The organism is Streptomyces sp. NPDC006798 (assembly GCF_040635975.1).
Taxonomy (GTDB): Bacteria; Actinomycetota; Actinomycetes; order Streptomycetales; family Streptomycetaceae; genus Streptomyces.
Map to the genome: position 1 here is coordinate 40,226 of NZ_JBEYIS010000015.1, position 15,412 is coordinate 55,637.

Genomic DNA, 15,412 nt, shown 5'->3' on the forward strand with positions numbered 1-15,412 from the left:
TCTTCGAGTTGGAAACGGATCGCCTCTTCCGCTTGCCGTCCGAGCGGCGCGAGGCTTGTTCATACCGAGGCCGATCCTCCCGCTGCCAGGGGCGGCATCGCCTCCTTGACGCCGATCCGCGACGTTGTGACGCGCGGACGGCGATGTGCCCGCCAGCCCATGAACGCAAGGAGATGCGTCATTCGTGCATACGCATTACTCGAAGACCAACCTGTCCGTCAGCGCCGGAAGGCGGAGGTTCCGTGGTCGGCTGAATCCCCGGCCGGTCGCTGGGCCGACGGGCACTATGACCGGATGGAACAGGATGCCCCCCGCTTCGGTGACGAACTGCGACGACTCCGTATGGCCGCAGGTCTGAGCCTCTCGCAGTTCTCCCACCGGATCCACTACAGCAAGGGGTACCTCTCCAAGGTGGAGACGGGTGCGGCATCCGGCAGTGTCTCCTTCGCCCACGCCTGTGACCGGGAGTTGAAGGCGGGCGGGGATCTGGCGTCTCTGCTGAGAGCAGGGCTCCGCAAGGCAGGTACCCGGCGAGACGGGCGCGGTGGGCCGATCGTCGGACTTCCCGCCATGACACCGTTGTTCAACGGACGCCAACAGGAACTGCAGCGGATCTCGGCCTTTCTGCATGGGGAAGGGCCTCGAACGGTCTGCGCGCTGTCCGGGCTGTCCGGAGCGGGGAAGACGGCACTGGCTGTACAAGCGTCATGGGACGCGGTGAGTACCTTCACGGACGGCTGCTTCTTTCTCGACCTCGGACGCCTGCCGGGAGTCGGCACGGCTGATCCGGCCGACGGGACGGGTGAGGCGGTTGTGTACGAGGCACTCGCCACCCTGCTGAGGCTGCTGAAGGTCTCCGCGGAGCGGATCCCCCCGACGCTCGACGCCCGTCTCAACCTCTACAGGTCCACAGTCCAGGGCGTGAGAATCCTTCTCGTCCTGGACAACGTGGACAACATCGGACAAATTTCCGTACTGTTCCCGCCCGAACCGAGGTGCCGTGTGATGATCACCAGCCGGAACCGGATGAACGCCTTGGACGAAGCGGTCCATCTGCCTGTCGGACGGCTTTCCGTCGACGATGCCGTCAGCCTCTTCCGGGCCGTCGCCGGCCCTGCGGCAGAGGCGGCTGACGACTCCGAGGTCCGCCGTGTCGTTACCCGCTGTGAGCTGTTGCCGCTCGCCATTCGAATCGCCGCGGCCCGCTTCGGCGGCGCCCGCGTGTGGACCCTGTCGGACTTCGACGCCAGATTGGCCGACGAGACCGCCCGGCTCGCGGTCTTGGACGACGGCGAACGAAGTGTGACCGCGGCGTTCAGTCTTTCCTGCCGTGGCCTCACGCAGGTCCAACGCCGGGTGTTCGGCCTGCTGGCTCTGCATCCGAGTTACCCCATGGAACTGCGGAGCATCGCGGCGTTGGCAGACCTCGACCCGGTGGGGGCGAGGGTGGTCGTCGACCGATTGGAGGACGCCCATCTCGTCGCCGTGGAGAGTACGGGACACGTAAGGGTCCATGACCTGGTGCGGGAGTTCGCCCGGGCCCATGTACTCGTTGAGATGGCTGATGACGATCAGTACGCCGCCGTACGACGTCTCCTCGATCACAGTCTGCTGCTCACGGACGCGACCGATGAGTTCTTGGCGCCACAGCGCTACCGGATCTCCTTGACCCCGCCGTTCCCGCCGCCGGAACCGTTTCCGGACTACCAATCCGCACACTCCTGGATCGACCGGGAATGGCCCACCCTGGTGCAGCTGTGCCATCTTGCCGCCGACCGGGGACTCCACCGGCAGTGCTGGCAGCTGGCCTTCCTCCTGAGGGAGTTCTTCTTCCTGGCCAAGCTCTGGGACCCCTGGATCGACACTCATCGGCGCGCGGTGGAGGCGGCGGAGACAGCCGGGGACCGAATGGGGCTGGCGCTCACACTCAACAACCTCGGCATCGGACACGCGGACCGCGGGGAGCTGCCCAGCGCTGTGGAGTACTTCCGGCAGGCCCTCGAGCTGTTCCGGGAGCTCGCCGATGCGCACGGAGTTAGGAATGCCACCTCCAACCTGGCCTGGGCCACTCTCTATCTGGGGGAACACCAGGAGGCTCTGCGGGGCCTGACGCTGGTGCACCGGGCCTATCGCGGAGTCGGCAATGTGCGCAATGCCGCCATCGCTCTGCGAGGCATGGCCCTTGCCGAGACCGAACTCGGCCGGCACTCGGACGCCATCCGTCATGCGGACCGGGCCTATGAGGACTTCGTTCAGCTGGACCTGACACTCGACGTTGCCATGTCCTTGAATTGCGCCGCCTGGGCACACTTCAGCTCAGGGGACTACGAGACTGCCGTCACCTGGTACGAACGGGCGGCCATGGTCGCGGAGGGGTGTGGCAGTCGGTACGAGGCCGCGCGTGCGGTGACGGGTATCGGCAACGTTCATGCCGTCTGCGAGCGCCACTCCGAGGCAGCCCGGCACTGGGGGCGCGCGGACGAGCTGTACCGCTCGCTCGACCCCCGCATGGTGGGAGAGGCGCGCTACCGGAACTCGAATCCGCTCTCCGGATCCCTTGAGGGGGACGAATGAACATCAGCGCGGCGGACGTCCTGCGGGAATTGAAGTCGCTACGCAAGGGCTTCGGGGTAAAGGACACCCTGGCGCCGGTGCGCATCGGAGCGGCCCTCCGGCATGTCGCCGGTATCGACGAGGGCGAGGATCCGCTCATGCAGCGGGGCAAAGTTACCCGGCGACTGTCGGAGCTGACCGGTGCCCTACCCATGGATTCGGCTCGGCTCAGCAGGATCGCCCTGGGGCTGGAGGGGGTGGAGAACGAGCGCTTCGGGACCAGGCTCAGCCGTGCCGCGGCCGTACTCGACCGTGACCCGCGCACCGCGCGCCGATATGTGGACGCGGCTCTTGAACGTCTTGCCGAGACAGCCCTCACGGCGACGGGGCCGGACCGTATGGACGGCGGAGATCCGCCATGGACCACTTCGTCCTTGCGTACCCTGCTCCTCCTCGACCGGGAGGTTACGGAGGTGATCGAGGAAAGGTGCGTGGTCAGCCGGGTGTCGGCACTCGACGAGGTGTCACTGTCCCACTCGTATCCCAAGGGTGTTCTCGAAGCCCTTCCGGGCGGGGCGACCATGCCCCGGGACGTCATGCCCCAGGTCATCGGAGGGGGCACCATGGAAGGCTCGCACCAGCGGGAGTCGGCGACCCGGGTCAGCACCCCCGTGCGATTGCCCCGGCTGCTGCGGCAGGGCGAGGGCCACCGAGTGACCCTACGGTTCTTTCCCAGTCCCGAAATGGAGCCGTTCTACGTCTGCACGCCGCGGCACCCTTGTGACGCGTTCGTACTGACGGTCCAATTCGGTCCGGACGCGGTTCCCGCCCAAGTACGGGTTCTGGCCGACGAACTGCCCCTTGAAGTGGCCGACCCCACCCTGCGGCGACCCCGTATCCGGCCGGATGCTTCCGGCTCTGTCAGGGTCGCTTTCACTCATCTGCGTCAGGACCGTTCGTACGGTCTGGCCTGGGCGTAGCCGGAAGCCGGAAACGGAGTGGGATCAATCGGTGGGCGGAGGCAGCCCAGGAGCCCCGGACATCCGCTCCTCCTCTGCCAGCGCCGCTACCGCAGCTGTACGCAGATGCGTGGCCATCTCCGAATCGCCCTCGGCACAGCCCACCAGAACGGCCTCGTCGGCCTGGGCGATGTCGGCCGCGGATCTCATGCCCTGGTCGAACAGATGGAAGAACCAGCTCCGGTCGGGAGCGGTCGGCAGCTGCCGGGCCACAGGAACCAAGCCCACCCGGATACCCAGTTCCAGGGCGGCGGGGAGACTCTCGGTGAGATGAACGGGCTCGTTATCGGGGGCAACCTCACGCAGGACGTCGATCACGGTCTCGATCACATCCGAGGTACGGCGCGCGGCTTGGCGTACGGGCATAGCGGCCCGTTCCCGGAGGAGATGGGTGATGCTCTGCTCGATTCTGGAGGTCGGCCACCCGTAGGTCCACAGCTGGCTCGCGATTGCGCGTCTGGCACGTGCCGCTCCCGCCCGCGACCTTTCCTGCACGTCCATCAGGTTCTTGAGCACGCAGTCGGCGATCTTCTGTTCGACCAGGCAACGGGTGAGGTGTGCCCCTGCCCGGACCGGGTTGTTGCTCGGCTGTGCGAAACGCGTGTCGTCGAGCTCCTTTACCAGTTGGGCGGCGCCGATGAGGGTCATCTGGTTCATGGTTCCCGCAGGCACGGCTGCCAAGACCTCGGCGAGTAGACCGACGGAGTCTACCGACAGTCCCGACTTGACCGCGATCTCACCGAGGCCGGTGAGGACGTGTCCGGCGCCTGAAGCCCGCAGCAGCCCCGCGGCCAGCAGCCGGGTGATGGTGCTCGCGATGAATTCGGCGGGGAACGGGTCGGGCCGGCCGGCCATCCGCCGCTGGTGGGAGGCGAGGGTGAAGGAGAGAAAGTGCTGGACGTCGGCGACGGTCGCCGGTCCGCGGCCTCCGGTCGGGCCCGCGAAAGCGGCGAGTACCACCGATCGGGCGTCGACATCGGCTGACAGTAGAGTCGAGGGGCGTGCCTCCGGTTTCGCCGTGACGTACTTCTGCCAGAGCCGGTCGCTGTCCATGGGGCCGCGGGTGAGGATGACGGCCCGCCCGTGTTCGGCGAGGCCGGTACGGCCCGCCCGGCCCGCCATGTTCCGGTATTCGGCGACTTCGTAGGGATGTCCCCCCGGGTGTTGCAGCTCGGCGATGACCACGGAGTCCGCCGGCAGATTGACGCCCTGGGCCAGTGTGGTGGTGGCCACCACCACACGCAGCTCGCCGTCCTGCTCTCGGAACGCGTGTTCGACCAGCTTTCGCTCCTCGTCGTCGAGGTCGGAGGTATGGAATGCCGTGCCCCCGGCGAGGCAGGAACGCAGTGCGTCGACCGACCGCATGCTCTCCCGTTCACCGAGAGCCGCATATGCTTCATCGACCGAAGGCAGCCCCAGCACGGCCGTGAGCTTGACCGCGAGGGAGCGAGCGAGCCGTCGGGTCTTGCGGAACACCAGGACGCGATGTCCCCGCTCGATGAGCGCCTGTACCACCCGGACGATCGCCACGTCGTCCGTCTCGTCATCGGATACCGGATCCGTCCGCGAGAACAACTGCTCCGAACTCTCTACACCTCGTTGATCGATGTACCGGAAGCGGCCCGTCGGATCGATCACGCCCTCGTACAGGGGAACGGCGCGCTCGGCGGAGGTGACCGGCCGGGCGCCGAGCCAGTCCGCGAGCGCCCGGACATTCCCGAGGACCGCGGACAACCCGACGATCTGCGGAGTGCCGTCGTGGCCCCGGCGCATCTTGAGCCAGGTGAAGAGAATCTCGAGGAGCGGGCCCCGCTCGTTCAAGAAGAGGGACTGGATCTCGTCTACGACCAGCACACCCGCATGCTGGAGAAGCTGCGGGCGGACGAACAGTAGTCCGATGTACTTCTCGTAGGTGAGTACGGCCAGATCGTAATCGCCCGAGAAGAGCGCCGGAAGGTGATCGCGCAGCTCCCCGGTGGCGCGGATGACCCGAACCCCTCCGCCCTCGTAGCGTCGGCGGAGCCGATCGTATTGTTCGTTGACCAGGGCTCTGGTCGGCAGGAGGATCACCGCCCGCTGAGCGCGGCCGTACGCGCGCAGTGCCGCGAGTTCCCCGATGAGGCTCTTGCCGGACGATGTCGGCGCGCTGACGAGGACATTGGTGTCGACCAGCAGGCCGCCGTCGTTGACGGCCGCGACTTGGAGGGAGTTCAACGCGGCGAAGTCGCTTTGCCAGAGCGCGATGGCCCCTTCGGGGACTCCGAAGGGGGCCAGGCTGGCGAAGGCATGGGTCGCTGGGTCCGGGGCAGGGCCGCCACCGGCGGCCGCATAGTTGCCTCCGGGGGTGAGGACGGGCAGTTCGCCGTTGTCCACTTGACCGGCCACCACGGGGTTCTGCTGGCGATATGGTCGTGACTCGTCCGCTTTCACCCTGCGTGAGACGAAATCCGCGAGCCGGAGCAGCGGTACGCGGTCGCCGTCCACCACCACTTCCGGATCCCCGAGCAGGCCATTGAGTACATAGTGGGTCAGCAGGCCATGACGCAGGTCCGGTCGTTCGTACGCCTCCTGGTCCTTGGTGGCTGCCGTGAGGACGACCCTTCCTCGTCCGGAAATCTGCCTCACCAAGTCCGCCACCGGCTCGGTCAGTCCGCGTGCCACACCATCGGAAGCGGGGTGCTGCAGCACCTTCGCGACGGCGCCTCCGGCGAAACAGCAATCGAGGACGACCAGCATGATGGCTGCTCGGGTGCCGCCGAGCAGTTCGACGAAGTCTTCGAGACGAACGCCGGTGCCCGCCTCGTCGACGGAGTCGTACATGGCCAATTCATGACGCTTGGTGCCATGGCCCGAGAAGCTGACGACGACGATGTCGTCATCGGTACTCTCCCTCGCCAGCTGTCTCATTTCTGTCAGCAATCCGGCCTTGGTCGCCTTCGCGCCCAGCAGTAGGCTCAGATTTCCTTTGAAATTATCGAGGAACAAGGCATGCAGAACAGTGGCATCGCGTTGTGCGAAGTGAAGTGTTCTGATATCTGGAGAGGCATAGTTGTCGATGCCGATGAAGAGGCCATGGAGCTTCCTCTCGTCCATCAGGAGTGCTTCCCTTCCCCGGCGTTCGCACGCTCGTGCGAATATATTGATGTGTTCCGGCCCGGCGTCGGCGGATCGGTCCCGGGGCTTGCCTATCACATGCCGCGGAATGCGGAATTTTCGGGGGGAGAATAGTCCATGCAGAGTTGGCGCGTACCGGATGGATGCTCCGGAGACGGCAATCTGATCCGTGTGCAGCCCAGTCGTGTCAGAGCCCCGGGCCGTGGCTGTCCGCTCCGAACGGCGGTGGAATCCCGGCCCTCGGTGCGCCGTACCGATGGGGCGAGGAAGTTCGCCCCCGGGAGCCTGGAGCGCAGCGCCCTGGGGCCCGTCAACGCGGTGCTTGATCTGATGGAGTTCGGACCGAGCGCCCGGGACGAGGCTTTGATCAGTTGGCGGTCCCGACCGAAGCGGCCGATTCATCCGGCGCTGGCCGCGTGGGTACCGCGGGCGGTGGAGAACTACCTGAAAGCCGCCGAGGAGATCACGGCACTCCCCTTGGCCGACATACTCGATGTACCGCAACCCATGACGCCGGTGTCCCGAACCTGGGCGAGATGGCGCGAAGTGCCGGGAAGCAACGGTGCCCAGAGGTACGAGGAGATCGTGTACGGCCGCCGCTATGCCGCCCGAGGGTTCAGGGAACTACGACTGCTGCGGATCGGTTCGATCACGGGACGCACCGTCGACCAGGCGGAGCGGGCGATAGCCGCTGCCGTGGTCGCGGGCGGTCTGCCGGTGCTCAGCAGTCCCTGGGCCTGGCACCCGCTCACCACGGGGCGGGACACCATGCCCGATCGTATACGGGTAGTGGAGATCGGCTGCGCGGACGGCTCGTATCAGGTCATCTTCGACGATACTGTCGAGGTCGCCCACCGGCTCTACGAGAAGGAGTTCGGCGAGGAGCCGTGGCTGCGGGTGGCCGGGGACTCCCCTCGCCCCGGACCGGAATGCGGTGACTGCCCACTCGTCGACGTGTGCCCCGCGGTCCAGGTCCGCCCCGGTCTGCTCGGTGTCGAAGCGGGTGGCGGCGCGGGTCGCCGACGTCGGTCATGGTCAGTGACGACAGCCCGTGCTTACGCTACGTGCCCCGCCCAGGCGCATCTCCAAGAGCTGTGGCTGCCACGGGACAGAGGAGTGGAGGACTCCGCCGCGGTTCGCCGTGGCCGAGCCGTGCACGAGTGGATCGAAGGGCGGCATCGCCGACCTGCCGAGGGCCCGTGCGACCCCGGGTATCTGCCCGCCGACGCTCATGAGTGGACGTTCGGGCGGTGGGAGACGACGGGCTCCGAGGCGCGGCTCGGTCGGCAGATGATCGGCGACCACGCGTTGGTCTGCCCACTGAAGGACATACCGTCGCCGGAGCCGGCCGACGTTCTGGCCGAGCCGACCCTTGTCGTGTACGACCCGGAGGCCGACACGGTCGTGATCGCTAAGGCGGACCTGCTCTACCGCGCCGCCCGAGGGTGGGTCCTTCGGGAGACCAAGACGACCCGCGATGTGGGAGCGGGTGATGTGTTCGGGCGTTACCCTCAACTGGCGCTCGCCGTCGTACTCGCCGTCGAAGGCGTACTACCGGGCGGTGCCGCAGGGGCGTCGGTCGAGTTCGAACGACTGACCCGTACAGGTCCCGTACTCACGACCTTCGACCACCACGATGCCCATGTGCTGACGCAGGCCCGTGGGGTACTCGCGGAGTTGGCACGGGAGTGGTACGCCGATGAGGTGTTCCCAGCACGGCCGGGCGGACACTGCGCACGATGTTCTTTCAACCGGTGGTGTCCGAGCTCTGCCGGGGAGGGGGCGTGACCGACTGGATCGAGGCGCCCGCTGACGACCCCGACACACAGGTACGCAGGGTGGTCACGGCAGCGCTGCGTGCCGCGTACGCCTGGTCGGTACGGGCCCGGCAGCCCGCCGCCTACCTGGAAGTGGCCCGGATGACGGGGGTGGTGATGGAGACACATGGCCCTGGTCGCGGACCCACGACGCCACTCGAACTCGTCTCGTCGCTGCGCTCGGAACTGGGTGGGCTTCTGCCCTTCCGGGGCGCGGAAGCGGACGGGGCAATCGTGGAATCCGTCCTGCTGGACGGTAGTGATCAGCTGACGTCGACGGCACTCGACCTCGCCAGTGAGTACGCGGTGCCCCTGGAGTCCGGTACGGATCCGGCCGGATGGCTGCCCTCATGGACACATATGAACGCGGCACGGATCAGACAGGAGACATTCGCGGCGCTCACCGCCTCCCAGGACCAGGACACCTATGTCACCTCCCGGAGGTTTCTGATCGAGCACCCGGCGGGCCACCGTGCCCTTCTCGGCGACATAATCGCCGATAGGAGGATCTGCCTCCCCTGGAGGGGATATCAGGAACTCTCTCCGGACCAGGTGCACTACGTCAGTGAGACAGTGGGATGGTGGTGGCCCTGCCCCGAATGCCGGTGGCCGATGGCAGTGCGACAGGGGACCGCGCGCTGCCGCTATATGCCCCATGTGGCCCGCTACCGGATCGTGACGGGCCGCACTCGTGGATCCCAGCCCGATCTCAGTCGTACCGACGAGGGGCCGAGGGTGGCGAAGCCGCGTGCAGCCTCCACGGAAGGCGCCGTCCGAGTCGACCCGGGAGTGTGGCGCTTCGTCGTCGTGCCAGGTGCCAATGAGCTACGGATCGCCGGGCTACTGGAGAAGCTCGGCTGCCGCGTCTGTCTCTGGCCGGACGGCGACTCCTACGATCTGCATGTCTCCGTCGGGCCGGGCGGGCCCGAGTTCCGGCTGGACGTCAAGGAGTACCGGTCGTCCCACCGGCTCTGCGCGGATCTGCGTGCGTCCCGGACCCGGGCCACCATTCTCCTGCCCCACTCGCACGAGTATCAGTACGACGCCGTCCGATCGGCTCTCCCGGCTCTGGACGTCATCACCGAGAGCCGCTTCAAGTTGCGGGTGCGACGGATCCTGTCCACGCGGGGGAAGGCTGACCATGCCTGACGACGTGAAGATCCTACCCAGGGCCATGCGGGCCGCCATCGGCCTGACGGCCCGGCACTTTCCCCTGACCGAACAGGAAGACGGACGCCGCACTGTCTCCCGGACGGATGTCCTCTTCGTGCTCGACGGGCATATCGCGGACTGGACCGAGTGGCGACATCTGCCGCTCCAGGACGCCAGTCAGTTCACCCGCTTGTTCCGCAGGCGTCCCAACGTACTCGCCAACGCCGAATCGGCGGGTCGTACCCTGGACCGCCTTCTCCGCGTCGGCAGTGTCCCTGGATGCGCAGCCACCGACGACTACGGATCCAGCGGAGCCATCCTGGTGGATCCGGGTATGCCTCTGTCGGCGTTCGTCGACGACGCCCTGAAGGAACTGGATGCCCTTCATCGCGCCATGGACCGTATCCGACCCGCTGCCCAACCCGGCCCCCACACCACCACTACGCGGGTACGCACTCCCGACGGCGCGGACCGTACCTATGTCGACCACCGCTATGAGATCCGAGAGCACCACCGGCCACCACGGCAATCGCTCGCCACAGTGCGGGATGCCCCGCCCGAGCTCCGGAGATCCATCCCCTTCGAGGATCTGCGCGATATCGCCGAGCAGATCGACCAGGCGGCACTGAACGACGGTGGCAACGCCTACCGGCTCACCGCGGTCGAACGTTTCATCAAGCAGGTCCGTGATGAGGCGGGCAACCAGGTCCAGTGCCTGGACCTGACAGCCGGCCCTGTCAACCAGCTTCTCGCCTACACCGGATTCGGCAAATCCGTGGTGCTCGTCGAGACCCTCGCCTGCTGGGCGGCCCGGACGGGTGTCACCGTGGCCTTCGTACTTCCCACGAACGCCGACGTCGTCCGGGTCACGTACCAGGTCGAACGCGCTCTGACCCTCTTCGGCAGTGGCGCCCAGGTGGTTCCCCTGGTCTCACCGCGCTCTCTGATCAAAGTCGCCTCGACGGCGTCGGCCAGGGTGTCGGAAGGCGGTCCGGACGCGAACTGGATCTGGCGGCGGTTCGGTTACGGCTGCGCTCTCTCGGCTATCGCCTCGGCCGAGAGGGGCATCGATGCCTGGCAGCCGGGGCAGGAGCCCTGCTCCGCGCTGTGCCGACCTGACCGCCGGGGCGGAGCCCGAACCGTCGCGTGCCCCTGGCGTACCACCTGTGGCCGATTCCGTGCGGCGCGGCAGGCATGCACCGCCGATGTGATCGTCACCTCGCATCAGAATCTGCTTTCGGGGGTTCTGCAGACCCCGGTCGACGACGGCTTCGGGGCGAACGACCGGCTGACGGTTGAGGAGCTGGTTCTGCGACGGTGCCAAATCGTCGTCATCGACGAGGTCGACGTCTTCCAACGGGTTGCCATCGAGAGCGCTGGCCGGGGACTCGTACTGGATCACGGTGGTAGCACCAACACGCCACTACGACGCCTCGATCAAGACTTCGGGGCGGCGTTCGGCCGACTCCACGACGAGGTGGACGCGAGCGTTCGCGATGCCTACTTCGGTCTGAGATACCTCTCGGAAAACTACGTCAGCCACCTGGCCTACGACCGTCTGGGCGCGGCGCCCCCCTCCCGGGGTCGGCGGCCCCGGGGACCCGCCCGCACCTGGATGGTGCCCAGAAGATGGGACAACTGGTTGACCGGCAAGATCTTCGGGGTCGAACCGACAGAGGTCTCTCCGGACCAGGTCGCAATGTTCCGCTCCCTCTTCATAGGGGAACAGCCCCCGCAGGCGGGGGAGCCGGAGGGATTCGCGGATATCCGCCGACACCTCGCGCAGGTGGTCACCGTCGGAACGGGCGGCCAAGCTCTCGCCGCCGCCCGTACGGCGCTCGCGGAACTCTTGCCCGAGCTGGACGAGCACGACCGGGGGCGCTTTGCCAACCGGGTGCTCCGGCGGGCCATCCTGGAGCGCATCCGGGCATATCTGCATGTACTGATGGCCAACAACGCTCAGCTGGTGGACAACGGAGTCGAGTCGGCGCAGGAGATCGCGGACCGTCTCGGGACCTACGGGCGATGGCGGCTCACACCCACCGGACCCCTCGGCCGACTGGTCTTCGCCTTCACTGAACACTTCGACGACACCCGACCGGAAGCGGCCCGATTGACCACGGCGGCGTTCGGGGGCGATCCGCACACCTACACCGTCACCCTGGGGGAGACCACGGCGATGGCGCTCGCCGGGACCCGGCGTATCGTGCTGGGTCTGTCGGCGACATCCTACTTCCCGGGCGCTCCCCATCACCATGTGCATATGCGTCCCCGCTGGTGGGTGGCGGACAACGCGCCGAACGGGGTCCGTGTCGAAGCTGCGGGCGTACCCATCCGGAAGTCGGGCCCGTTCGAGAGGATTTCCGGGCTCGAAGGACCCGAGCGCGCACGGGCGACCGTACGGGTCGCCGAGGAGTTGTGGCGCAGGTACCTGAGGGCCGAGTTGGACCGCCTCAAGGACGAGGACGAGGACCGGGCGAGGGTGCTGCTGGCCACCACGTCGTACGAGGCCGCGCGCCTAGTGGCCGAAGGGTTGTCTGGTGCGGGGGTGGCGGCGACACGGATCTGTCTGGCCGTCCGGCCTCGGGCGGACGAGGCCTACGAGCCGCCCTCCGAAGGGGTGGGGAGATGGCGCGAGCTGCCGGCCGACCGGCTGGAGGGCTTCCCGGCGATGTCCGATGCCGACATCCTCATCGCGCCGCTGGCGAGGGTTCAACGCGGAGTGAACATCATCGGCAGGGGAGACAAGTCCGCGCTCGGCTCCGTGTGGCTCGTGGTCCGGCCGATCCCGTTGATGGACGAACCCTCGGAACTGGTCGCCCATATCCAGGCCCGGGCCCTGGCCGTCCACCCAGGACCCTCCAGCGATCCCAAGGGACTGCTCGCCGATCGCAGAGCCGTCGCCGGCAACTACTTGGAGAAGATCATTCGCCGCCCTCCGTACTTCCAGGCCCAGCCGCTGGAGGTGAAACTCGCCGTCACGGCCGAGATGATCATTGGCGCCGTCCAGCTGATCGGACGGGCCCGCCGCGGCGGGACTTCCGCCGTACTGCACCTGGTCGACGGCGCCATGCTGGACCCGACAGGCGGCAGCGATCTGGCGACATCGATCGTCAAGTTGCGAGAGGGCTGGCGCCGGGACGGCGTTCTCGACCGGCTGTGCGACTACTACGGCAGCACGCTGCAGGCATTCTTCGACTACGCCGACCGTCACACCAAGGGAGCGCCGACGTGTTGATCACACTTGCCTACCGGGTGCCCCGGGACCGGGTGGACGAAGTTTTGGGTTCCATCGTCGTCTACCCCTTGACCGAGGACTTCAGCAAGGCGTGGGAGAGTCTGCCGGCCCCCCGTGGCCGACGACAGCCCTACGCCAGTCTGGCCACGGGCATCACGGCAGCCACCGGTCGACCTGTGCGGCTGTTCGGCGAGAACCACCTGGACGAGACCGAACGCGCCCAGGGTGACCGGATGCTGCTACTGACGAGTGATCCGTTCGACCATCGGGTGCGGACGGCGGTACGGGCATGGGAACGGCACATCAGAGGGAGCGCTGATTCGTCCACCCTGGTCCCTGTGCTGCCGTCGCCTGGGGCGCCGCGCCCGTTCTCGGAATCCATCGCCTTCCGCGCCAGCCAGGTGCCCACCATGCCTGGTTGGGTTTTCCGAACCGCCACTTGGCAGATCCTGCGCCAGGTGGCCGCTGGCGCGATTGCCGTCGACGGCCGCCCACCTCTCGCTTTTCGATTGGACACGGATGGATCGCTGGTCGCCTGGAACAAGGCTGATCTCGTCGTCAGCAAGTCCGGCAGGGCGTTCAGTATGGCCAGGATCACCGCCAGACTGATCACCCGGGCAGGTGTGGAGGACCTTGTGGTCTGTTTTGACGCACACCTGTCCCGGATCGCGCCGCGGGGGCACAACGCGAAGCACGTATGGATCGAGCGGCAGGGCCTACCGGGAGAAGAGGCGGACACCCCCGTCCTGCGGCTGCCGGTGCTGCGCTCGAAGAACAACGAGACCGGGCAGTGGCGGAGCCACCTCAACCCCGCGATCGCGAGCATTCTCGGAGCCTGTCAACTGGAGCCCCTGGAACTCCCCGCCGAATTCCCCGAACACCCGGACCGCTTCAGGCCGCAGATGGCCCGGGCCCGGTTTCACACCATCGGCAGCGGGCTCGGTCCGCGGTTCCTGCTTCGCCTGCATGAGCACATCCTGCTGACGCTGCCCTCACTAGTCCCGCTGACGTACCCCGTGGACAAGGGGATCCGGCTGCCGAAAAGGGTCAAGAGATACCAAGAGGGCGGGTTGCCGACGGCAGCCGTAGCGCCAACGGGATACCGCAAGATGACCCTCGCCTGTCTCTACGCGAGTCCGGAAGCGAGACAGCGGATGCGCGGTGAGTTGGAGGAGCTGACGGGCCGACCGGTCCGGCTGGACCCCGAGCGGGGTACGGAATCCCTCACCGCGTCATTGGACGTGGTCGCCCGCCACTGCCCGCGGCTGCTCTCCCACGATACGCCGAACAGGGCGGCCCTGTTGGCCGACGCCTTGGATCTCGCTCGCGAGCCGGACCGGCTCGTCGCCGCCTGGCTGGAGACGGAGTACCACCCCCTGGCCGATACCGCGGAGTTCGATGCCAAGCTGCATCTCAGGCGGCTGTTCGGACATCTGAGGGTGCCCACTCAGTTTCTGGCCACCGACCCCCTGACCCTTCCCGAGGGCGCCCGGCCCCGCAGCGCCGGTGAGAAGCGACACGCGGCTCGCGCCGCCCTCCGCGACCTCCTGCGTTCGGCCGGTGTGTTGGACGACCGGCTGCCGAACGCGTTGGCCCAGGAAGGAATGCCCCTACCCCTGGACCGGCCGGTGCTCCTGATCGGCATCCATGTTCGGAGGCAGCAGACGGCTGATGACGGGTCCCTGCTCGTCACGACGTTGTACGCGCTCCACACGGACCCCGCTGGTATCGGTGCCTGGCGCGCGCTCATGTACAGCGAGCGGACGCATATGTGGCTCCGGGCGTCCGAGGGGCTCACGGACTTCCATGCGGGCCCTATCGGCGCGACGCGTGGAGGTCGGTCCGGGGCGAAGGGCGATCAGGCGAGTGACGAGATCGAACGCAGACTCCGCGACCTGGTGGCACATACGGGCAGCAGGACACCCGTGGTGTTGTTCGTGGAGTCCACCGCGACCAGAACGCTGTGGAAGGGGCTCTCGGACAGGTCACTCGGTACTGAACCGTTGCCGGGGGACACGCTGCGTGCCGCCGGGGTCGATGTAGCGGTCGTTCGTCTGAACAGCGACAACGGTGAGATCGGTCGGCCCGTCAGCCGGGTGGAGAAGGCCAACATGCCTGCCGATCCCCTACAGCCCGCCGCGCCGGAGCGCAAGGTGTACCGGCTTTCGGAGAGCAGTCTCGACTCCTGGTACCTCGCGGGACGCTCGGTCACCTTGAAGTCCAAAGGAGGGGACCGTGGGGCACGGTTCACCCGGTGGACCCTGCCCCACGCCCACGAGTCCGAACAACGGGGGGTTCCCTGGCACGCCTATACCGGCAAGGAGATCCTTGTGGTGCGGCCGGGCTCCTGGGAACCCCGTCGGCTGGCAGCGCTCACCGCTCGGCTCTGCGAGCAGTCGATCTCATGGGACGACCGCACGGCCGCACCGGTACCGCTGCATTTGGCGATGAGCGCCGACCGGGACCACCCCGACTTCCGGGCGTCCGGGGGCGCGGACGACGAGACGGGGTGAGTCCTG

General features: G+C 67.3%; 7 protein-coding genes. 6 read left to right on the top strand and 1 reads right to left on the bottom strand.

The genetic code is table 11. The features are described from left to right. The first annotated feature begins 294 nt into the window (after nt 1-294). Both ABZ714_RS12845 and ABZ714_RS12850 read left to right on the top strand, forming a co-directional pair. Nucleotides 295-2,574, top strand: coding sequence for a tetratricopeptide repeat protein (locus tag ABZ714_RS12845; RefSeq protein ID WP_358825220.1), 2,280 nt, complete (start codon nt 295-297; stop codon nt 2,572-2,574). Next, nucleotides 2,571-3,533: a hypothetical protein gene (locus ABZ714_RS12850; RefSeq protein WP_358825221.1), complete on the top strand. Its 963-nt coding sequence runs from the start codon at nt 2,571-2,573 to the stop codon at nt 3,531-3,533. The genes ABZ714_RS12845 and ABZ714_RS12850 overlap by 4 nt, the downstream gene beginning before the upstream one ends. A gap of 24 nt (nt 3,534-3,557) precedes the next feature. Here ABZ714_RS12850 and ABZ714_RS12855 read toward each other — a convergent pair whose 3' ends face one another. Next, nucleotides 3,558-6,665 carry a DEAD/DEAH box helicase gene (locus ABZ714_RS12855; RefSeq protein ID WP_358825222.1) on the bottom strand — a complete coding sequence of 1,036 codons (3,108 nt, stop codon included), beginning with the start codon at nt 6,663-6,665 and terminating at the stop codon, nt 3,558-3,560. A gap of 453 nt (nt 6,666-7,118) precedes the next feature. Here ABZ714_RS12855 and ABZ714_RS12860 point away from each other — a divergent pair, with 453 nt between their 5' ends. The 4 genes from ABZ714_RS12860 to ABZ714_RS12875 are packed head-to-tail and all read left to right on the top strand — an operon-like array spanning nt 7,119 to nt 15,406. After that, entirely contained in the window at nt 7,119-8,474 is a 1,356-nt protein-coding gene (locus ABZ714_RS12860; RefSeq protein WP_358825223.1) for a PD-(D/E)XK nuclease family protein, read from the top strand. Beyond that, nucleotides 8,471-9,652, top strand: a complete 1,182-nt coding sequence (locus ABZ714_RS12865) for a hypothetical protein (RefSeq protein WP_358825224.1) — start codon at nt 8,471-8,473, stop codon at nt 9,650-9,652. The genes ABZ714_RS12860 and ABZ714_RS12865 overlap by 4 nt, the downstream gene beginning before the upstream one ends. Then, nucleotides 9,645-12,893 carry a hypothetical protein gene (locus ABZ714_RS12870; RefSeq protein WP_358825225.1) on the top strand — a complete coding sequence of 1,083 codons (3,249 nt, stop codon included), beginning with the start codon at nt 9,645-9,647 and terminating at the stop codon, nt 12,891-12,893. The genes ABZ714_RS12865 and ABZ714_RS12870 overlap by 8 nt, the downstream gene beginning before the upstream one ends. Next, the gene (locus ABZ714_RS12875) at nt 12,887-15,406 is read left to right on the top strand and encodes an RNaseH domain-containing protein (protein ID WP_358825226.1); all 2,520 of its coding nucleotides are present in this window, start codon (nt 12,887-12,889) and stop codon (nt 15,404-15,406) included. Before ABZ714_RS12870 ends, ABZ714_RS12875 begins: the two co-directional genes overlap by 7 nt. Nucleotides 15,407-15,412 lie beyond the last annotated feature (6 nt).

What these genes read in the sequence shown, in the direction of transcription:
- ABZ714_RS12845 (WP_358825220.1), top strand. Translation starts at nt 295, where the DNA reads ATGGAACAGGATGCCCCCCGCTTCGGTGACGAACTGCGACGACTCCGT.
- ABZ714_RS12850 (WP_358825221.1), top strand. Translation starts at nt 2,571, where the DNA reads ATGAACATCAGCGCGGCGGACGTCCTGCGGGAATTGAAGTCGCTACGC.
- ABZ714_RS12855 (WP_358825222.1), bottom strand. Translation starts at nt 6,665, where the DNA reads ATGGACGAGAGGAAGCTCCATGGCCTCTTCATCGGCATCGACAACTAT.
- ABZ714_RS12870 (WP_358825225.1), top strand. Translation starts at nt 9,645, where the DNA reads ATGCCTGACGACGTGAAGATCCTACCCAGGGCCATGCGGGCCGCCATC.